19 protein-coding genes and 1 pseudogene are annotated in these 22,356 nt (G+C 29.9%); 9 read left to right on the top strand and 11 right to left on the bottom strand.

Features of this window, described 5'->3' with window-relative positions; translation table 11 throughout:
- From EI427_RS25640 to EI427_RS25660, 5 genes are all read right to left on the bottom strand, one after another.
- Nucleotides 1-414: a hypothetical protein gene (locus tag EI427_RS25640; RefSeq protein WP_126620517.1), complete on the bottom strand. Its 414-nt coding sequence runs from the start codon at nt 412-414 to the stop codon at nt 1-3.
- A gap of 50 nt (nt 415-464) precedes the next feature.
- Nucleotides 465-1,025, bottom strand: a complete 561-nt coding sequence (locus EI427_RS25645) for a 3'-5' exonuclease family protein (protein ID WP_126620519.1) — start codon at nt 1,023-1,025, stop codon at nt 465-467.
- Nucleotides 1,026-1,176: 151 nt separating this feature from the next.
- The gene (locus EI427_RS25650) at nt 1,177-2,025 is read right to left on the bottom strand and encodes a hypothetical protein (RefSeq protein WP_126620521.1); all 849 of its coding nucleotides are present in this window, start codon (nt 2,023-2,025) and stop codon (nt 1,177-1,179) included.
- An 89-nt stretch (nt 2,026-2,114) separates the two neighbouring features.
- The gene (locus tag EI427_RS25655; RefSeq protein ID WP_126620523.1) at nt 2,115-3,029 is read right to left on the bottom strand and encodes a ParB/RepB/Spo0J family partition protein; all 915 of its coding nucleotides are present in this window, start codon (nt 3,027-3,029) and stop codon (nt 2,115-2,117) included.
- Nucleotides 3,030-3,052: 23 nt separating this feature from the next.
- Nucleotides 3,053-3,916 (bottom strand): AAA family ATPase, encoded by an 864-nt coding sequence (locus EI427_RS25660; protein ID WP_126620525.1) that lies wholly within the window; start codon nt 3,914-3,916, stop codon nt 3,053-3,055.
- A gap of 538 nt (nt 3,917-4,454) precedes the next feature.
- On the opposite strand from EI427_RS25660, the gene EI427_RS25665 reads away from it, so the two are divergent.
- Entirely contained in the window at nt 4,455-5,591 is a 1,137-nt protein-coding gene (locus tag EI427_RS25665; RefSeq protein WP_126620527.1) for a replication initiation protein, read from the top strand.
- Nucleotides 5,592-5,710: 119 nt separating this feature from the next.
- On the opposite strand, the gene EI427_RS25670 is transcribed toward EI427_RS25665, so the two are convergent.
- Both EI427_RS25670 and EI427_RS25675 read right to left on the bottom strand, forming a co-directional pair.
- Nucleotides 5,711-6,004 carry a hypothetical protein gene (locus tag EI427_RS25670; protein WP_126620529.1) on the bottom strand — a complete coding sequence of 98 codons (294 nt, stop codon included), beginning with the start codon at nt 6,002-6,004 and terminating at the stop codon, nt 5,711-5,713.
- Nucleotides 6,005-7,095: 1,091 nt separating this feature from the next.
- A complete protein-coding gene (locus EI427_RS25675) occupies nt 7,096-8,667 on the bottom strand; it encodes a hypothetical protein (protein WP_126620531.1) in 1,572 nt (523 codons plus the stop codon).
- Nucleotides 8,668-8,737: 70 nt separating this feature from the next.
- Between EI427_RS25675 and EI427_RS25680 the strand changes: the two genes are divergently transcribed.
- Complete coding sequence (locus EI427_RS25680) at nt 8,738-8,953, top strand: helix-turn-helix domain-containing protein (RefSeq protein ID WP_126620533.1); 216 nt, start codon at nt 8,738-8,740, stop codon at nt 8,951-8,953.
- A gap of 578 nt (nt 8,954-9,531) precedes the next feature.
- A complete protein-coding gene (locus EI427_RS25685) occupies nt 9,532-10,275 on the top strand; it encodes a transposase (RefSeq protein WP_126620535.1) in 744 nt (247 codons plus the stop codon).
- A gap of 66 nt (nt 10,276-10,341) precedes the next feature.
- Here the strand turns inward: EI427_RS25685 and EI427_RS25690 are convergent, their stop codons facing one another.
- Nucleotides 10,342-11,133 (bottom strand): Fic family protein, encoded by a 792-nt coding sequence (locus EI427_RS25690; RefSeq protein ID WP_126620537.1) that lies wholly within the window; start codon nt 11,131-11,133, stop codon nt 10,342-10,344.
- Between the two features lie 3 nt (nt 11,134-11,136).
- Entirely contained in the window at nt 11,137-11,772 is a 636-nt protein-coding gene (locus EI427_RS25695; RefSeq protein WP_126620539.1) for a recombinase family protein, read from the bottom strand.
- A 214-nt stretch (nt 11,773-11,986) separates the two neighbouring features.
- On the opposite strand from EI427_RS25695, the gene EI427_RS25700 reads away from it, so the two are divergent.
- The 6 genes and pseudogenes from EI427_RS25700 (at nt 11,987) to EI427_RS25725 (ending at nt 20,972) form a co-directional block, all read left to right on the top strand.
- Nucleotides 11,987-14,803 (top strand): Tn3 family transposase, encoded by a 2,817-nt coding sequence (locus EI427_RS25700; protein WP_262708894.1) that lies wholly within the window; start codon nt 11,987-11,989, stop codon nt 14,801-14,803.
- A 45-nt stretch (nt 14,804-14,848) separates the two neighbouring features.
- Nucleotides 14,849-15,763 (top strand): transposase, encoded by a 915-nt coding sequence (locus tag EI427_RS25705; RefSeq protein WP_170178621.1) that lies wholly within the window; start codon nt 14,849-14,851, stop codon nt 15,761-15,763.
- Nucleotides 15,764-15,853: 90 nt separating this feature from the next.
- Nucleotides 15,854-16,192: a hypothetical protein gene (locus tag EI427_RS25710; protein ID WP_126620545.1), complete on the top strand. Its 339-nt coding sequence runs from the start codon at nt 15,854-15,856 to the stop codon at nt 16,190-16,192.
- A gap of 1,321 nt (nt 16,193-17,513) precedes the next feature.
- Nucleotides 17,514-18,208 (top strand): annotated as a pseudogene (locus EI427_RS25715) (IS6 family transposase).
- A 212-nt stretch (nt 18,209-18,420) separates the two neighbouring features.
- The gene (locus EI427_RS25720) at nt 18,421-18,876 is read left to right on the top strand and encodes a hypothetical protein (RefSeq protein ID WP_126620547.1); all 456 of its coding nucleotides are present in this window, start codon (nt 18,421-18,423) and stop codon (nt 18,874-18,876) included.
- Nucleotides 18,873-20,972: a S8 family peptidase gene (locus tag EI427_RS25725; RefSeq protein WP_126620549.1), complete on the top strand. Its 2,100-nt coding sequence runs from the start codon at nt 18,873-18,875 to the stop codon at nt 20,970-20,972. Before EI427_RS25720 ends, EI427_RS25725 begins: the two co-directional genes overlap by 4 nt.
- Before the next feature lie 400 nt (nt 20,973-21,372).
- Here the strand turns inward: EI427_RS25725 and EI427_RS25730 are convergent, their stop codons facing one another.
- Both EI427_RS25730 and EI427_RS25735 read right to left on the bottom strand, forming a co-directional pair.
- Nucleotides 21,373-21,702 carry a transposase gene (locus EI427_RS25730; RefSeq protein ID WP_126620551.1) on the bottom strand — a complete coding sequence of 110 codons (330 nt, stop codon included), beginning with the start codon at nt 21,700-21,702 and terminating at the stop codon, nt 21,373-21,375.
- A 141-nt stretch (nt 21,703-21,843) separates the two neighbouring features.
- Nucleotides 21,844-22,356: a transposase gene (locus tag EI427_RS25735; protein WP_240655397.1), complete on the bottom strand. Its 513-nt coding sequence runs from the start codon at nt 22,354-22,356 to the stop codon at nt 21,844-21,846.

Consider the following 22,356-nt stretch of genomic DNA (forward strand, 5'->3'; position numbering starts at 1 on the left):
TTAGACACCTTCTACATTACCAAAATGATCATTAACTATTCCTTTCAACTTAAGGTACAACTCCTTATACTCTTTGATTTTTTCTACATCATTAGGATTCTCTAATTCAGTATTAAGAAATTGATATTTGAATTCCTTCAATGTATCCAAAAGAACTAGATATAAATCATTATGATCATTTTTAGGAAGATTTAGTTCTATTGCATCATGATCACCACTTTTCTTTTCTATTTCAACACTTAGTCTTTTTTGAGCTACATTTACTGAGCTAGATTTCTCTTTAAAAACCTCATTTTTGAAGTTTTTATAATACTCATTCATTACATATTCATTCTGTAAGGTAATGATGTATTTACTTAATATAGGTCTAAGTTGAACAGCTATTTTAATATTCAAGACTTTTAATTTACTCATTAGTTTATTGATTTATTTGAATAGATTATTACTAAATTGGTTGAAAAACATCAAATCTCCAAAACCCCTCTCCTATACAATTCCATTACAATATCTGCTTCATGAAAAGCATCATCTGCTCCTCTATGCAGTTCGGTATAATCATTATCAGGAAAGAAAAAATCATAAGCTTCTTCTACTTTTGGCCATTTCCATTTTTGGTAATAATCATTCCAAGATACCTTACAAATATCTGTTGATAGCTCCATTGGACAAGGAAGTTTTGAAGGAAATTGAAAACGTCTACTTTCTAAGAAATCAAAATCGAAAGATCTATTATATGCTGTAGCTCCTGTTCGGTACTGATTAAAAATATCTTGAAGTTGGCTTCGGTATACTTCCAGGTTTTTGCTGTGTCTAATTTCCTCCACAGTCATAAAACCATTACTTACTATCCAACTATTTTGAACACTCTCCAAAGTCATTCCTTTCTCGTGGCAAACTTCATCAAAGATTATCTCTTTAGCTCCTGTTTGTAGATCTAATTCCACGATGCCAATTTCGGCAATATGGCCACCTTGATTGAGGAAGCCTGTTGTTTCAATATCTACTACTAGTATCTTATTTTCCATTTATCAATCTGTTAGTTTCTATAAAAATCAATTTATGAAAAAAGGTACAAATGATTATTCACTTGTACCTTCAATTTTAAATATATTTCACCAACCATAATTGGTTCTAAACATAAATGGAGAAGCATAAATAAATTCTTCTTCTACTATCTTAAGAAGATAAACGATCAGAAAGCCTTAAATCTGAAATCATCTGCTTTATCAAAACCGGATTACTCTTCACCATCTTGCAAAGCTTGGCAATATTTCTTTCACCACCTTCCCAAGCTTGATACAACCTTTCTTCTTTTGTACCTGTATTAAATAAAAAACCAATAGATTGATTACTTCTTATCTGATGATGATTATTCTTGTTTTCAAGCTTGAAATTAAGGTTTCCTTCTTGTTTAATCTCTTGAGATAAGCTTGTAGTATCAAGCTTGAACTCTTTGTTATCTATCGCTTTTGTTACTTCAATAGATGCTAAAATTGATAACACTAAAACAATTATAGAGTAGAAGGAGAACATCTCTGTTTTAGCTTCTGCTGTTTCTTGTTGATTTACTAATTCAAGCTTAGCTCCCTTGATTTCGGCTTGAATTTCCTTGATTTGTACTTTAAGACTTCTTCTTAATTCAACCTTGGCATAATGATTTGAAACTCCTGTTTGGCTTAACTGATTTCTCAAATTAACCAATTGTGACCCCAGAACTTCGACCTTAGTATTATCTACTTCAGATGTTCTAATTTTATGATTCAGACCATAGTATTCCATCACAACAATAGACGCACAGAACGTTAAAGCTAAAATGATATTGGAAGAAAATTTCTTAGTAGATAAAATTGATTTCGCAGAATCAAAAATGATAGAGTGGGTGATATAGGCAATCACAATGGAGACACCCATAGCTACTTTTTCATCAATCCCTAAGAACATTAGAAAGTGAGTAACTACATACATCGAATAAAGAGAACACAATCCGATGATTAATAAATACGGAATATTTTGTACTTTTGACATAATTATAACTTTGTATAAGGTTATGAGGGGGTGCATACGGGTTTGGCGATTTGTATTGGCTCCCTCTTTTTTATATTTGAATTTTTATTCTAAAGGTTGGCTTTCAATTCATTAATTAAATGAATCATATTATCTAGCTCTGTTTTCGCTAATTCTTTATTTCCTTTTGATAGAGAGTTCTTAAATGATAGATAAGTATTATCTAAAGTATTAATTTTTCCTTTTGCTGTAATTTCATTAGAAGAATCATTCAATTTTTCTTGAAGAGATGTTTCTTTTAAATTGACTTTTGGAGCTTTTTCAACTTTCGCTTTCTTAGTAATCTCTTGATATGCACTATGAATTGATCTTTCTCCAGAGCGAACCAGGTCTTTTAATTCTTCAGGAGCTTCTCTGATAATCTTAAGAGCCTTTGATGTATTTCTTCTTGATGTATTGGCTGTATCTGCAATATTTTGAGTATGATCTATCTTTTTAGGGCTTGCACTTTCTTCCTCACTTCGAAAGTGCAAATTTGCACTTTCGTTTTTTGAAGCATTTTGCACTCGCTTTTCTATACCAAGTTTTGCATTAAAACTCAATAACTTTTCTGATAATTCAATACGCTCAAAATCCTTTAAGTTTCTACGTCCTAACTGATTTTTAAGCATCCATACTTTTACCTCATCTAAAGTATTTAGTGAAGTAATGTATTTAACCGGAACAGTAGGAGAGTTCTCAGAAGCTTTATATCTATGGTGACCATCAATCAAGAGATTATCATGACCAGGAATATTAACCAACAAAAGTGGCTCTCTAATTCCTTCAGTTTCTATAGATTCACGAAACAATTCAGCTTCTTCAACATCTTGTTTTCTGATATAAGATTCTAACTCTGGAAGAATTACGATTCCATTTCTTTCTATATAGTTATTACGATCAATAGAGGCTTCATTTTGGGCAGCCCTATCGAATACTGTTCTATTCTTTTTCTTACGGTTCGTATTTATATTAAGATTTGCCATGGATAGTATAATCGTTAAGGTTATTAATTAGATAAACCAGTGTATTTCTCCAGCTCATCCATAAATTTATCAAATTCTTTTTTTATAGATGCATTTGTAAATGAAGTAGATAAATCATCTGTTCTACTATACTCTACAGAATTACTAATTACGTTGGTTAGTACATTTATACCTTCAAACTCAATATCCTTTAAAATCTTTACTTCGTTTGCTCTCTTATTAACCATTGTAGCAACAGCTACCGCTTTGGTAGGTAACTTTCCTTGCTCACTTCTATGAGCATTTGTTTCAACGATCAATTCCTCAATAAACTCAGTGCCTGAAATAGACATACGTGTTAATTGGAAAGGAACAATTAGAATATTAGACATTTCAATAATTGCAGATAAGAACGTAAAAGATTCAAACGAACCTGCTGTATCAATAATAATAAAGTCGTATTCCTTAGAAAGATTGACCAATTGAGTTCTGATAGAAGATTCCTTACTCACAAATTTCTTTGTATGATCAAAAGTTACCAAATCAACTATACTATCGTCAGAATGTACATTTGATAATGATTCCTGAATATCTGTATCAAACGCAAGCACCTTTTTGCCCGTTAGTAATTTTAATTGTTTTGATATATGTATTGCCATAGTAGTCTTTCCACTACCACCTTTAGTATTTGCTAATGTAATTATGGTACAACGCCTTTTCATTAGTGTATCAACACCTATTCCCAGTACGTCCGAAATTTTAGAAAGGTCAGTCATCCCGACATCAGAAGTTCCTTGTTCTATTCTCTGGTAAGTTGCTAAGGAAATTTCTGATTTCGCCGCAACTTCTTTTTGAGATAGTCCTTTTTCTTTTCTAAAATATTTAATGTTATCTATTAATGTACTCATATTATTACTTATAATAACTCATATATGATTTATATATATGCAATATAAGCCATACTTTTTCATAAAAACAACTCAAATATGACTTTTATTTGTGAATAAAGTATCATATATTGCATTCATAACTCAAATATGATTTATGAATCGTATAGTAATTTCAATTTATAACCTACTTAATAATCAAATATGATTTCTTTAATAAGAATTAAAGTTATAAAGAGATTAATAAATATTAGAAGTATTAATAATATTAAGGAAGTTTGGAAAATTACTATAACTAATTGATTTACAGTTTATAACAACTAAATATTACTATTTAAATGTGTATAGACTAACGAAATTTAATGTACTATATGACTAATAATAGTGTATAGTTTAACGTAAAGGCAAGTATTGTTTAACGTTGAGTGTACAATTTAACGCTTAAGATGTGTAGATTAACGTTAATGTGTATAAAACAACGTATTTAATATATGGTTTACTTGCATTATGCGTATCGTTTTCGTTAGTTTATACACATATAGGATTCAACTGAAGTATCATGAATGCACAGGATATAGTAAAAAAACATAGTAAACTCATATTGTACAACGAAACAAAGGGTTTATCAGCAGTGGAACAGAAACTGTTTATCTATTGTATTGCTAAAGCAGTAAGGGCAAATGATATAGATACGTTTCATTCTATTAGCATTCGTGAATTTACAGGAAAGAAAAACCCTAGTATATATGACTATCGTAAAGCAAAGAAAGCTCTTTTTGCATTACAACAAATGAAGCCACTGTATGTTGAATTAGATGGTAAGTTTAAGTCTATAGTGATCTTTCCAACCCTTCAAGGGGATGCTAGGAGCATAGACAACGATAAAGACATAGACAAGATAGAATTAGCCTATAAGCTTAATGATGAGTTAAAACCGCTTATTATAGACCTTAAGGAAGCATATACAGAATACCTATATTCTACAGTGAGTAAGATGAAGTCTTCTTTTGCAATTAGACTTTATGAGATCCTTTTACAGCAAGCTAAGTTTAACAAGCCGTATTCTATTACAGTAGATAACCTTAAGATCAAATTTGGCATTCAAGATGTTAAAACTTATGCTACGTATTCTCAGTTTAAACGTGCAGTTATAGAAAAATCTATAAATGAAATTAATGAGAAAACAGACATTAGTGGGTACTATGAAGAAGAGAAGCAAGGTAAAAAGGTGTATAAACTGACGTTCTTTTTTACGTTGGATAGTACACATAAAGATGAGGAAGCAGATATTTTAGCACTATCACCAGAAGAATCACTTGTTTATAATGTATTACCTGACGAAAAGACAAAACAGACTTACTTAAAGCAAATAGGGAAACTACCTAAAACGTCAAGTAATACTAAAGATGTACAAACTGACGAAATAAAAACAAAGAAAGCTCCAACACAGCAAACTCTCTTTGATGAAAGTACACCGAGTGTATCACCAGAGTTTAAAGAGAAATTAGATAAACTGTCTATGAGGCTAGGGGAGATTGGTTTAGAGAAAAGTGTTATAAAAGTAGCTTTGAATAAATATACTGAGAACCCTCAATGGAAAATTTGGCCAGAAGTGAATAACGTAAGAATGGCTATTAAGGATGGTAAAGATTTTCCTAATAAGCATACTTTGAAGAAAGTGATTAATGAGAGTTGAATGATTCTAATTAAAAAAATAAACCCTTCCAACAAAGTTAGAGAGGGTTTACGCTTTAACGATTCATAAAGGGAAACTACCCCTTTTAATTTTATTATATACAAACTAAGACCATCGTCTTAGTTAAATGATATGCATCCATTTTTGATGGTAATATTATCCCCATCGTCTAAAGTTACTTTCCCGCAACTTGTATAAACTATGGCTTTGCTTCCTCCACCTTGAATAGTAAGGGAGCCAGACTGACTACCGCCAAAAGTAATTTTCTGCATACTTCCTCCAATATCTGTATCAAATGTATAAGAGCTAGAGTCATTGTTTTGATATCTTACAAATACTCCTGCATATGCATTTATAGCAAAAGTTAAAACAAGAAGAAAAAGAGATACAGAAAATAGTTTAATAGTTTTCATGAAATTTTAGTTAGCTAAAAGTAATACTGCATCCATTTTCTATAGAATACAGCTTGATAAAAATAGTTAGAATCGTACTACCCAATAGTATAATTTTGGTTCGTCATCAAAATTAATAAATCGTTATTTTTTGAATCAGAGATAGTACAATTGATTCAATGACACAAGTATAATACATTGATTTTTAGCTTCAAACCACTGTATAATGTTAGGAGTATTTTTAGTAAAAAAAACTTCATCAAAGATTAAATTCTCTTGAAATTTCCCTCTCCATTTTTCTAAAATCCATCTGCAGAACAATCTGAGACTTGATTCTTTTAAAGGCTTTTTCCTACCCCACCTTTTTGATTTGCTATTGATATAACCATTTTTTATTAGCGAAAACTTGAAAAATACATACAATAAAATATGTATCATATCTTTTAATCCTTATTTCTTTTAATCCTTATTTCCTTTAATCCTTATTTCTTTTAATCCTTATTTCCTTTAATCCTTTACTTATGTAAATACTTATTTAGGGATACATTTATTTATGTAAATATTTATTTAGGGATGTGATTGTTTATGTAATTATGTTTGATGTATAATAGTTACAACTAAATTTAATTAGTTAATTTTGAATTATTAAAATAATAATGTGATATACAACAATTAATAATCGAGATAAAATTATTAATTATAGTCGTTTTATAAGTCTATCGACACGACTAAATTAATTATATTATAATATTAAGATGTGATTAAATTATAGTCGTTTTATAAGTCTATCGACACGACTAAATTAAATAGCAAGCTATGTTTATGTGGTAACAAAAACTCAATGAATTGAGATTTTCGTGTTACCACATAAACCCGTTTCGTTTAATACTCACTGGCTTGTTCCTCTCGGAAGGTTGGGGACATTCGCAATTCTGCTCATTCATAAATGATTAGTTTAAGTTTAATCATTTTAGAAATTAAAACTAGAGCATGAAAATCATTTTCAGGTCTATTTTTATTAGAATTCAAGATTAATAAAAATAGAATAGAGTAAAAGAGAGTAAGGTCTTTATGATAAATATGGTTTTCCTCCTTACAAAAATTGAGAGGTATTAAATTTTGTATTCGTAGTGATCCATATCATTTGCTCTTAATTTAAAAATTAGGTTAATTACGTTTTGAGGAATAACAGGTATTTTATACGACCACTCTATGTACTTCCATCCTAAATCTTTACATTTTTGTTTTTTTTCAAAATCATGAAGTATATTTTTCTGAAGTGAATCAGACGAGTATAGTCCATTAATATCTTTGTAATGTTGAATACCTTGATATTCGATAACAGTTTTTAATTTTAAAATAACTATATCAAATCTCATCTCTTTTTTAGTTTCATCGAAATAAAAAAGTCTAGGTATATCTTTATCAAAATATGTTTGTTTAGAATATTCTTCTGGGAGGTACTTTTTAATCAACTTGTATAATTGTTTTTCAGTTTTATTGTTATTTAACGAAGAAAAATCTCTCATATTAAGGCCACAATTTGGGTAATGATACTCTAAAAGGTTTTTCAAATGACTACCTTTCTTATTATGATACTCTAATATTGATCTTCCAAAATTATTTTGGATCATATGAATAGAAATAATAGCAAGATCTTTGTCAGGCTGTAACCCATAAATATCTAGTAACCAATTAAGGTAAACTTTTTGATTATCTTCATTTGACCACCAGTTAGCATTAACCTTTACAGATTTAAATTTAAAAAGGAAGAAATTATATTTTGGAAATAGTATTTTCACAAATTCAATAAGATCTTCATTAACCAATTTTCTAAAAAAATGGAAACACTTGCAATCTTTAATTATTTGATAGCTTATTTGATAAAAATCTTCAGGTAATAACCATCCCATTTTTTGAGTGATTAATAATTTAGACTGATTTATCATTTCATCAATAGATAAAGGTGCTACAGAATTTTCTTCAAACCTTATCCTTAATTGATGGATGAATTCTTCAATATCATTATTACAGATTTCTTTAACATAGCATTTAACTCCCTTTATTGATAATACATTAGAGTAAGAGATCGTCTCAAACCCTTTGTAAAAAGTTTGTTTCGACAATTCAGAATAAACATTTTTCATAAAAGCATTTACATGAAATTTATTTATCCACCATTTATATTGATTTTTTGGAAACTTCCATACTTTCAAATTTTTAAATTCTTCTCTAAACAAAGACATAATTAAAAGGACAGGAGAACACCTATACTTCTTTAAAAGGCTAAAACCACCATAATATTCTTTTTTTGTACCTTTAAAATGAGTACCAATAATGAAACTTGTTTTTAGATATTTGTATAAATTTTCCTCAACAAAATCTATTCTATTAAGTTGGAAGATGTATAAAATAAACCTCTTCTCATCCTCTATATTCTTAAATCTAATTTTATTATTAAGTTTATGGAAGTTCCAGAATTCAATATGATAATCAGGGAAAGAGTAGGTAATAGCCTTTGCAATTGATTGATTAAAGAATCTAGCAAAAATTGTTGAACATTTTTTAAAAATTTCTGCACCAGTAATACTTATAAGATTATTCTTATTTAATTTCTCTCCTTTTTCTTCTAGAATTTGTGTTGCAGCCTTTCTTATAGCAATATGATGAGATTCTAATTTCATAGTAATATTTCTGTTTTGTACTATATATGGGGTAATTTGAATTTACTAAAAAAATACATTTGTACCAAATATGGTACGAAGCAATACTCAAATACTGATTAAGCAGATAAGGCTTGAAAAGAAAATGACTCAGCATCAACTTGCTGATTTCTGTGATTTACCTAGAAGTTATATTTCAAAACTGGAGGGAGGAACAACTCACCCTACTTTGGAAATGCTATTTAGAGTTTGTAAGGGTTTAGAGATTAAACCATCCTCTTTTGTTAAGAGGCTTGAAGAATTTTAAGACATTTATTTTTATATACATCACAGGAAATAAAATGACTAAAAGGACGATATAAGTATCTGAAACATCACAACGATACTATACTCTATTTTTATTGATGTAATTACAATAGATCTGAAAATATTTTTCTTGCTCTAGTTTTAATTTTTAAACTGATTAAGTTTAAACTAATTAATTACAAGTGAGCAGTATTGCGAATGTCCCCAACCTTCCGAGAGGAACAAGTAAGTGAGTTTAAAACGAAACGAGTTTATGTATATACACAAGAATCTCAATTTATTGAGTTATTGTATATACATAAACATAGCTTGCTATTTAATTTAGTCGTGTTGTTAGACACATAAAAGACTATAATTTAATCATCCTTTTATATTATAATATATTTAATTTAGTCATGTCGTTAGACTCATAAAATGACTTTAATTGACAATTCCCATTTATGTTACTTATCGTTGCAAATCATACAATATTCAAAAAAATAGTAAATAATATTTAGTTCACCCGCGTGGTTCTGATTCACTTTTGGTGGAAAGCTTTTTTAACATTTTAGCAGATAAGATATTATTACTTTCGTTATTATGATATCACTCTCTACCTTTTCTAGTTTTGGTTCATTTGAATTTGATGGGTTCTCTGTCGATGAATCTAATATTGTAAAGAAAAGAATCATTCATTTAAAATCTATATCTCCTTCTGGAAAATGTCCTTGTTGTCATACAGAAAGTAATGCGAAACATAGCTATTATGTACGTAATCTCAAAGATTTATCCTGGTCAGATTCTAGTGTTGAAGTTTCCTTAAAAGTGAAAAAATTCTACTGTAAAAATATTCATTGTTCGAGGAAGATTTTTACTGAACGTTTTACTCAAGAAATACAACCTTATGCCCGTTCTACAACTAGATTACAACATCAATTAATGGTTTTAGGACTTACAATAGGTGTACGAGCATTACAACGAATATCATCACATCTTCAATTAGAATATTCCACTTCACCTTTGTTGTGTTTTGCTCATTTGTTTCAAGTGAATGACACTAATGAACTCACTATTAATTGTTTAGGTATTGATGATTGGGCGTTTAAAAAACAAGTTTCCTATGGTACTATTTTAGTGGATTTGGAAACTAGACAACCCATAGCTTTACTTCCTGATAGAAAAGTAGAGACCGTAAGTAAGTGGTTATTAGCACATCCTGAAATTAAAATAATTACCCGTGATGGGTCCAGTAGTTATGCATCAGCAGCAACAAAAGGAGCTCCTCACACCCACATTCAAGATAACCCACAAACCCGCCATAGCTCTATTTCACCCTTAAACTAACATTTAAAACAATCACCCACTGTTTAAAATATAAACAGTGGATAAAAAGTAAATATTGCATTATAACTAGAAATCAATACTTGTGTAATCGTCATTATCTTTTTGAGACTTATACCTATCAATTTCCAATTGCAGGAATTTTTGGTATTGATTTCGCATAAAATCATAAAAATATTGAATGTTATTTTCCTCTCTGGTTTTTTCAAGACTTTGGATATAATCTAACTTGTCTTCTTTAAAGACTACTGACATTGGAAACCCAAAAAGCTCCTGTAAATAGTTCATTATCAATCGAGAGGTTCTGCCATTTCCATCATAAAAAGGGTGAATACTTACCAATTCAAAATGGGTATAAAATGATAGGTTTATTTTATCATCATCTGATAATTTTTTCTCTAGTTGAGTATTAATCGTTGTGCAAAGTTTGTCAATAAGTCCTGGTACTTTCTGATAATTGACAAAATATCTTTGTCCTGCATATACACTCCCTTTTCTATATTCTCCTTTACTACTATCAATGGTACCTAAAACAGTATTGTATGAAGTCCCTGTTGAATGCATGATATGAGCATTAATTTCTTGAATAAACTGAGCGTTAATTGTTCTCTTTTTTGACACTTCTTCCTTAATGAAAAGTAGCGCTTTATGGTGATCTGTTACCATTTGAGAATGGATAAATGGTTTTCCTTTTGGTGTCAATCCTTCATTTAAAAGTAATGTAGCATCATCTAATGTTAAGGTTGAGCCTTCTATTTGGGTACTATGAGCTGTAATTGTGTAATTATTAAATTTCTCATAATCAATAATTTTAGCTATACCTATATTTTTATACTCTTGTATGGTTTCTAGTAAAGTCATTTTCTAACTGTTTAAAACTTTTAGTGCGGCTTCTCTTAACTCTCCTTTTGGTCCAACATATCTATACAGTGATTGTCTGGAGATATTTAACTCTTTACAAAGTTCCGTAACTATTGTTTTTGGATCTTTCATAGCAGCTTCTGCTAATCGAACTTGAGCCTTAGTGAGTTGAAATTTCCGACCTCCTATTAGTCCTCTTGCACGTGAAGCTTTTAAGCCTGCAACCGTTCTCTCTCTAATCAAATCTCGCTCAAATTCGGCAAGAGCTCCAAAAATACCAAAGATAAATTTTCCACTTGGTGTTGTTGTATCAATATTTGCACCCTTTCCGGTGAGTACCTTAAACCCTATATTTTTCTCGTCTAGGTCTTCAACTGTTGAAATAAGATGTTTTAGATTTCTCCCTAAACGATCCAATTTCCAAACGACAAGTGTATCTCTTGGTCTTAGTGCTTTTAAGCAAGCATTTAGGCCTTCTCTTTTGTCATTTTTCCCTGATGCAAAATCTTCATAAATATGTTCTTCATTTACACCTTCGCTTATCAAGGCATCACGTTGCAATTGCACGACCTGACTTCCATCGGCCTTAGAAACTCTTGCATAACCAATTTTTAATGATGTATTTTTTGAATCTGCCATATTGTCTTTAGAACAATGTGTCTTACAAACCACCGTTTACGAGACACTATAAAATTGGTAGTAAATATAAGATATTACTGTCACTTATTTTGTATTTTATACTATGTAATGTAAATAGTTTTATCGTTAAGAAAAATGACACTATTATGATAATTAAACAACAAACTATCTATCCCCATTTTAAAAATTCATATTCCAAGGAAGAACTGAAACTATTTTTCCTGTTAGCGATGATGATAAAATATTTGCCTTACATAAAACAAGGAGGTATAACCATCTTCTAAAACTCATTTTATTAAAAGTATTTGATTATCTAAACTACTTTCCTACCGATTTAAATGATATTCCTCAAGTTGTTATTGATTATTGTGTTCAGTCTATGGACAATAAAGAAAAAGATATTGTCGATAAGAAATTAATTTTCACAACCTCAACAAGGTCGTATGAACGGATAAGAGAACTTATAAGAAAAAAGAGAGGTAAATTTCTTTTCAATAAAGAGGCGGAAGTAGAAGTCCTTCAATATTTAGATGAAACCACCCCAACAATGAGTCATCCTTCAGACCTACTAAATGCTTCAGTAGAAAAAATACTTGATTTAAATTTTACGTTCCCTTCTTTTGAAAGGCTGTCATTATTGGTTTTATCAAAAAGGAATGAATATCAAGAGAACGTTTATAATGCTGTTTACCGATCTATTTCAGCTCATAACTTTACACAATTAAATAGTTTATTAGTCGTACAAAATGAAAACTATAAATCTGAATTTACAAAGTTGAAAGAACCACCAAATAAACCCAATTTATCCAATATACATGAATGGATCGGACGATATAATAACCTATATGCCTTTCAAGAAGTATTCCTTTTTCTTAAAAATATTCCGTTCACAAAAATAAAACAATTCTATGCTGAAGCGGATGCTTTTGAGCTATCAGAAATACTAGATACCACGATTAAAAGACGTTATACATTACTTATTTGTTTCTTGTACATCAAACAGATGCAAGTGAAAGATACATTGATTGAGATGTTTATTAAACGTGTAAATAAAAATATCACCAATGCAAAAAATAAACTTGAAGAATACAAAAAAGAGCACAGAAGGAACGAGGAAAAAATGTTGCAACTACAAGAGCAGATTTTTACTATTTCAATAGAAACAAAGAACAATCCGTCTTTACACCATCAAAAACTTCACGATCTATACCATAGGAATGGTGGTCTTGCTTATTTAAAGCAAAGAAATCAATTTCTTAACCAGTTTCATAACGACAACTTTTACCCTTATCTACTCCAATCGCATAAATATTATGGTAAAGCGTTGAGAATGATAATTGATAAAGCTGAAATTTATTCCGTAAATGAGAATTTATTGAATGATTGGAAAAAATTTAAACGTTTCAGGAACAAACGCACGAACACTATCGATGAAGATTTTGATTTATCTTACCTCACAAAGAAATGGTTGAAAGTAATTATTATATCTGAGGATAATGGTCAGATAAGTTATCATAAAAAGCACCTAGAAATCGCCTTGATGTATTATTTATCTGAAGGTTTACAATCCTTTGATTATTTTGCAAAAGGGTCGTTAGAATACGCCAATACAGATGAGTACCTTGTCTCTGATGAAGAATTAACACATGAATTACCCATCATCATTCAAGATCTTCAATTACCTGAAAACGGTAAACAGATGGTGCTACATTTACAAAAAGAAATGAAAGATAAAATCTTTGATTTTGATCAACACTTTAAAAAAGAAACCTCTTCGTACTATAGAGATGACAAAGGATTTCATCTCAAAAAATCAAGTAAGAGAAAAAGAAATAAAGAGGTAGAAAAGATTCAGCTCATCATTAAGCAAAAACTACAGAAACACAACCTATTAGATATGATGAATAGGGTAAATCATCATGTTTCCTTTACAGATAATTTTCAATTTATAACAGGTACATTATCCAAAACAAAAGATCCTATAAGTAACTATATTTATACTTTATTTGCCTATGGTGTAAATATTGGCCCGACCTATATGTCGTCACATTGCAGGCATAAAATTAGCCAAAGAACATTATCAAGAATCAACAAACAACATATCAGCAATGAAAACCTACAAAAAGCGATGCGTACGCTAATAAATTTCACCCAATCATTTGACATTATCAAAAAATGGGGAAATCAAGCTACTGCTGTTGCTGATGGAACCCAAATTCCTTTGTTAGAAAATAATATGTTTGGAGAAAGACATATTAGATATGGTGGTTATGGAGGAATAGCCTATCATCATATCAGTGATACTTACATTGCCTTGTTCAGTAAATTTATAGTCTGCGGAATTTGGGAGGCCATTTATATTCTAGATGGCCTCATACAAAATCAATCATCACTGGAGATAAAAAATATTCATGCTGATACACAAGGTCAAAATGAACCTGTTTTTGGACTTTCCTATTTATTAGGTATTGAATTAATGCCCAGAATAAGAGATTGGAAACTCATAGAGGGATACTACCATGAAATGCTAAGGATTGTTATTTCAATAAAAAAGGGTAGAGTTATACCGTCATTAATTTTAAAGAAACTAGGTATTCATGGACGAAAAACAAAAATTTATAAAGCTTTTAGAGAATTAGGGCGGGTTCAAAGAACCTTGTTCTTAATAGATTTTATTAGAAACAGTGCACTTAGGTCAAATATCACTAAATCAACAACAAAGATAGAGTCTTTTAATAGTTTCTGCGATTGGATCACTTTTGGTGGAGAACAAATAAAATCAGGAGACCCTATCGAACAAGAAAAGAGAGTAAAGTACACAATATTATTAGCTAATATTATTATGGCTCATAATATCATTGATCTCACAAGGGTCATTAATGAATTAAAGGAAGATGGGTTAACCATCACAGATGAAATGATTGAAAGGTTAAATCCTTATATGAGGGAACATATTAGAATTTATGGTGAATTTGTATTAAATCAAGATAATATTCCGAATAAAAACATCGATAAAAAATTAATCATTTGATGCTTTTTTGAGCTATGGCGGGTTTATGGGTTATCTTGAATGTGGGTGCCTCAGGCAGAACAAATAAGTGATAGATGGCATCTATTAGATAATTTATCAGCTGTAATTAGAAGCTATTTAGAAGGATATAAAAGTGATATTAGAACAGTTTGTGAAAATATTTCAGCAAATGAACACGAAAAATTGAAGTCTACTCTTCTTTCTCAAAAGATTGAATTACCTGATACTAAATACTCTGCATTATTTAAAAAAGTAAAAGAACTACAAAAAGAAGGTAAATTATCACAAAGGGTAATTGCTAAGGAATTAGGTATGAATAGAGATGCAGTCGGAAGATATTTTAAGTTGGATGCTTATCCACGTAATTTTTCTGAGCCTATAGATGAAAAAAAATATAGCTCTTTTATTCGCAAACTTTGGAAAAATGGTGAACGAAGTGCCAAGGAGATATGGCGAAAAATAAAAGAGAAAGGATATTCAAGAGATTATCCTCATTTCTATAGATATGTTCAACACCATGTCAAAACCCATGTAGATATTCCTCCATTAAAAATTAAATATCCCACTATGAATCAGGTAAATAGATGCTTATTTCTTCATAGTAACGAAAGAACTACGGAAGAATCTATATTTATAGAAGCACTTTATGATAAAATTCCTCACTTAGAAAAGTTACGTAAACGCTATTTTGAATACCGTAATATCTTCTTATCTAAGTTGCCAGATAAATTACCAACTTGGTTAGTATCAGCTAAAGAATTGTCTATTGAAGGTCTAATTAGATTAGTTGGAGGAATTGAAAGAGATATGGAAGCTGTTAAAAATGCTGCTATTTATGAATTAACAAATGGTCAAGTTGAAGGGCAAGTCAATAAATTAAAAATGATAAAACGTAAAGGGTATGGAAGGGCAAAATTACCCTTTTTAGAAAAACAGATGATGATATTAAATGAGTTATAAATGATAAAATAAAGCATCAAACCTGATCATAGAATCACTTTTATATAGTGATTTTGTAACGTAAAAATGAAGCATTATTACCTCCTATAAATGTTAAAAAAGCTTTCCACCAAAAGTGAATCAGAACCTTCTAGGGTTGGTGTTTTTAAAGAATGGTTGTCTAATTTTATATGGAATGGTTTCAAAACTATCCGTAATCAATCTAAAAAAGCTGTTTTACATGTATTTGACAGAGGATATGCGAATTGTACTCTTTTAGAATTTGCTCAACAGTTTTTAGTTCGTTGGATTGGAAAGAGATTTTTAATTGACGAAAAAGGAAAACGATTAACCTACAATATTACCAAAGGAATGAAGAATAAGAGCTTCAAATTTACTTATGATAAAGAACGTAATAAGTATGCTAGAAGACTTATTTCATGTAAATAGGAGATCAGATGTACACGCTAATTGTGGTCAGAGAATATAAAAGAGCAGGATCTCCTATTTACATGCTTACCAACCTTAATATAGATATAAAAAAGACTGCATGGGAAATGCTTTTTTCATATATGAAAAGACGGGAAGTAGAAGAAATGTTTAGATGTTGTAAAGCATAAATTGGCTTACAATCAATAAGAGTTCAAGGATGGGAAAATCGATTAAAACTCTTCTATATAGCCCTACTTATTTATGAGTTTTTAATGGAAATAATACAAAAAAGGAGGCATTATGTAGAACGTTTACTCAACATATATGCTCCCATTTTTGGATCAAAGAAAAGTAAATCAAGTAAAAAAACTCTCAATCGGAGCTAGAACGTCCAGTGTTTAATTTTCACAGAAATATGTTTAGTTTCAATAATCAAGAAATTAAAGAGCAAAAGTATTGATTCAAATTAGCAATAATCAAAATTGATGACTTCATAAAATTTCTTCCACATATCTTCGCTAGATCCAATAATAAAAAACTATAAAGAATACTTATTCAGTCCTTTAAATATTTCAAGAAAAAACATAAAAGTCTCATGAAATGATTCCAAGTATAGTTAACAGATTTAAATGCACTTGTTGTGTTTTTAAATATTATGCAAATTGGATATGTTAACTTATTGAAAATAACTAAGACCAACTAAAATAAAACATAAAAGACTGAGCCTATTTATTACTTTTTATCTCTACTATCTTCATGTTATATAATTGACGAGGAGGTTTTTATGAGATTGAAGTTTATTAATAGAACTTTACAAAACAACTCTAAATTGAAACCTAGATTAGATTAAAAAATGGATTGATAGAATATTACTCTCTATTTAAAACTTATAAAAATACTGTTAAAAACATTAATCAAGATGAGCTTAGATATTTCTATAATTCAACTTTAGAGAAACTAGTGATGTTTGAGACTCCCTCAAATACAAAAGCAGCTCTACAAGGGAAGCTATAAGAGATGAAATGAGAACTGAATGCGGAGGATACATGTGGGGGTTAGATTGGTGGTGTAAAACTGCCGTAGATACCGCATAATTATTAGGTTAACACTTTGCTTATGAAGTTACATAAAATAATAATTTTAACTGTATTGGTATCAATAGTTTTAGCAACTATACACCCTATGCTATTGGTGTTTGTTTGGGTTTGTCAAATCACCTTTAACAAGAAAATATTTTACTCCATTATTAAATTTTTAGATCTATGAAACTTAAAAAACTAAGCTTATTGGTTCTGCCGCAATGATTGAGTATTATCTAAAAAATGCTTTAATTTGAATAATGAATACTTCCCCAATCTCTTTTAAAGATCAACGTTTTCCACAAAAAATCATCTTACATGCAGTTTATCTAAAACTTCGTTTTTCCCTTAGTTATCGAGATATTGAAGAGTTGCTTTCCATGCGTAATCTTCTAATAGATAATTCTAGCGTTCAGCGTTGGGTCGAGAAATATTCTCCTTTGTTATCAGAGTAAATGAAGCAGCGAAAAAGTTTGTAAGAGGCAGTTGGTATTGGGATGAGACGTATGTCAAAGTGAATAGAGTATGGATATATTTACATAGAGCAGTAGATAAAGAAGGTCATACGCTAGACTTCTATCTTTCCGTAAAACGTGATAAAAAGGCTGCATTGTCCTTTTTAAGGAAAGCACTAGGAGGTAACAGTAAACCTTTAAAAATAAGTATTGATAAGAGTAGTTCTAATATCTCCGCATTGGACCATATAAATACGGAATATGAAAATGAGGGCGACTTACCCATTGAAAAGCGATGTAGTAAGTACCTTAATAATCGGATAGAACAGGATCATCGTTTTATCAAAAAAAGAGTAAAACCTATGTTAGGATTTAAAAGTTTTGATCCAGCAGAACATACAATTTCAGGAATAGAAACAGTAAGAATACTCCAAAAATATCAACTTTCTGACAGAAAGGGTATGTCTAATTTTGAAGCTTTCAAAAGCTTAACTACTTAAAGAAATGACAGAAATTGAAAAAGAAAAAAAAGTCTTCAAATCAATGCGACAGAACCAAAAAAACTTATTGTAAGTCTGTTCAATATTTTTGATGCTTGAAACGATCGTTTTGTGAGAAAATAACAAAAGTCAATATACAACAATTGTAAACGTTTTTTAAATTCTATGTCTTATTATTTAGATTCATTTTCACAATCAAACTAATTATTAAAATGTTTAATTATTTAATCAAAACTTTTTTTCATGCAAATATTGTGTTTCTATTATTTCTTATTAGTTGTACCGAAGTACCGCCTCCTGTATCAGAATGTGGATGTGAATCACAAACTATTTCAAGAATAATGAATATTACTGGTAAATTATTTTATAAAAAAGACTCTACTGGTAATGATTTTAATAATGGAAAATATTGGATTATTAATACGGACGAAAACTGTATAAATTGTGTCCATCATTTTATCATTTGCAATGATAATTTGTTACTTAACTCAATAACTAATATTCCAAACGTAGAAAATTATAGTGAAATTTTTGGGAATGAATATCAGGTGGAAAGGTTGTTAGATATTCAATTTACTGGCGAACTAAAAAGAATATGTAATCCTATATTTTCTCCCGCAGATTATTCTTACTACAATACTTATTTAACTAAAATTACATTAAAATGAAGCAACTTCAACTATTATTCGTATTGTTAATGTTATGTTTCAGCTTGCAAGCACAAGAAAAAATTACATTTCATCTTAAAAACCAAGCTATTGAATTTAATATTTCAGAAGATGATGTGTATATAGAATATTCTGAAAAGAATAAAAAAATGATGAATAACTTTTCATTAGATGATTTTAAAGAATTATCTAATGAATCATCTTTTTTTAAAATAAAAAAACTTCAAGGAAAATACAGAGACAAGGTAATAGCTATTCAAAAAATAACACAAAATAGATTAAAACGTATTGAACCTGTATTGGTTTTTAGAGATGGAACTAATCAAATTTTAAAAGGTGAACTTAATATTAAATTAAAACCAAATATAAAGTTAAAAGAAGTATTGAAAGATATTTCATATTCATTTATAAGGAATGAATATGATGAAAATCTATATTTAGTAAAATTAAATTATGAGACATTTAAAATGGTCAATTTAATTGATCAATTAAAAGATGATAATAAAATAGAATTTATAGAACCTAATTTCCTTCGTGAAATAAAAACACATTCAAATGATCCTTTTTTTTCTTCACAATGGTCTATTAAAAATCAAGGATATTTGAATGGAAGAGTAGGTGCAGACATGGATGTTGAGGCTGCATGGAACTATGCAACAGGTACAGGTATAAAAGTAGCAATTATTGATACTGGTGTAGATCTAAATCATCCAGATCTTCAAACAAATTTATTACCTGGTTATGATGCAACTGGAGAAGGGAGTAATGGTAATCATAATGGAAACGCACATGGTACAGCTTGTGCTGGAATTGTTGCTGCTATAGGTAATAATAATCTTGGTGTTTCTGGAGTCGCTTATAATTCTAAGATAATACCAATTAAGATATTTAATTCTTCAGACCTTACTAGTGATAACATTATTGCTAATGCAATTAATTGGGCTTGGCAAAATGGAGCAGATGTGCTTAGTAATTCCTATGGAGGAGGATCTTATTCAAGTACAATTGAAAGTGCTATAAATAATGCCGTTAGTAGTGGTAGAAATGGCAAAGGATCAGTTGTATTATTTTCTTCTGGTAATGATAATGGTAGTGTTTCTTTTCCCTCATCTGTTTCTAATGCTATTAGTGTTGGAGCTAGTTCTATGTGTGATGAAAGAAAAACACCAAATTCATGTGATGGCGAAAGTTGGTGGGGAAGTAATTATGGTTCTAAACTAGATGTTGTAGCTCCTGGGGTTAAAATATATACTACAGATATTAGTAGTACAGGAGGGTATACTACAGGTGATTATGTATCAAATTACAATGGAACTTCATCTGCTTGCCCAAATGCAGCTGCTGTTGTTGCTTTAATCTTATCAACAAATCCAGAACTAACACAAGCAGATGCAAGAAGAATTTTAGAAAGTAATGTAGATAAAGTATCAGGGTATAGCTATCGAACTACTTCAGGTCAATCTAATGGCACATGGAATAGTGATGTCGGTTATGGAAGAATTAACGCAAGAAAAGCTGTAGAAGAAGCTGTTAGTTCAATTTGGATTGGGGTACCTCAAATTAGTTTTGAATATGATCCTGATTATAACTATGTAACTGTTAACATGATTGGAGCAAACGGTACTGATATTCATAGACAAGGTATTACATCAACAAGTTGGACTACTATATCAAGTGAAGGAGGTTGCTCTGCTTCATTTTCTGGCAGTGGATTTTCAGGATTAGGTAATGGACCTTGCACTTCATGGAGAATAAGGGTAAGAGTCACAGCAACTAACGCATTTGGTACTACCACAAGTACAATTACTGTACTACCTCCAGTTCCACCTGAAGAATGTTTTAGTTTACAATCTTTATCCGAACCAAATACTTATAAAATTATTCCATGTAACTTTTCATTATTAGAAACTCAAGCAAATGCTCTATCAAATACCAACCAACAAGTATTTGTAAATGACATATATGGAAATTTAGTGTATGAAACTACTGATGAAATAATTAATTTATCGATGTTAAATAATAGTATATATATCATCAATATAGTTATAAATAACAAACATGTATTATCACAAAAAATCTTTAAACAATCAAACTAAAAATCATATTAATTGCACCAATTCTTATCTTACTCTTTTGCTGTAATGATAAAAATGAGGTTACAGAAAATAAATCATTGGTCAATGGTACCTTATAAAAGTAGAAGGATGATTCAATCCATCTAAAACTTTTAATCAAAATGATATAATTTGGATATTTGAAGATTTAGAAATCATTAAAGTCAATACTGCTCCTGATCAAATATTACCTATTTTGGATGCAAGAAATTATAAATACTCTATTAAACAGGGGGTTCTGATTCACTTTTGGTGGAAAGCTTTTTTAACCTTTCTGAAAGGTAATAATACTTCATTTTTACACTCCAAAATCACTATATAAAAGTGATTATATGATCAGGTTTGATGCTTTATTTTATCATTTATAACTCATTTAATATCATCATCTTTTTTCTAAAAAGGGTAATTTTGCCCTTCCATACCCTTTACGTTTTATCATTTTTAATTTATTGACTTGCCCTTCAACTTGACCATTTGTTAATTCATAAATAGCAGTATTTTTAACAGCTTCCATATACAATTCTTTAGCTGATGCTAACCCAGTTGGTAATTTATCTGGTAACTTAGATAAGAAGATATTACGGTATTTAAAATAGAGCTTACGCAACTTTTCTAAGTGAGGAATTTTATCATAAAGTGATTCTATCAATGTAGATTCTTCCGTAGTTCTTTCGTTACTATGAAGAAATAAGCATTTATTTACCTGATTCATAGTGTGATATTTAATTTTTAATGGAGGGATATCTACATGGATTTTGACATGGTGCTGAACATATCTATAGAAATGAGGATAATCTCTTGAATATTCTTTTATTTTTCGTCCTATCTCCTTGTTACTTCGTTCACCATTTTTTCAAATTTTGCGAATAAAAGAGCTATATTTTTTTTCATCTATAGGCTCAGAAAAATTACGTGGATAAGCATCCAACTTAAAATATCTTCCGACTGCATCTCTATTAATACCTAATTCCTTAGCAATTGTCCTTTGTGATAATTTACCTTCTTTTTGTAGTTCTTTGACTTTTTTAAATAATGCAGAGTATTTAGTATCAGGTAATTCAATCTTTTGAGAAAGAAGAGTAGACTTCAATTTTTCGTGTTCATTTGCTGAAATATTTTCACAAACTGTTCTAATATCACTTTTATATCCTTCTAAATAGCTTCTAATTACAGCTGATAAATTATCTAATAGATGCCATTTATCACTTATTTGTTCTGCCTGATGAGCTCCTTTTGCTGCAGCTGATACATAACTACTAGACCTATCACGGGTAATTATTTTAATTTCAGGATGTGCTAATAACCACTTACTTACGGTCTCTACTTTTCTGTCATGAAGTAAAGCTATGGGTTGTCTAGTTTCCAA

It is taken from the genome of Flammeovirga pectinis (assembly GCF_003970675.1).
Lineage (GTDB): Bacteria > Bacteroidota > Bacteroidia > Cytophagales > Flammeovirgaceae > Flammeovirga > Flammeovirga pectinis.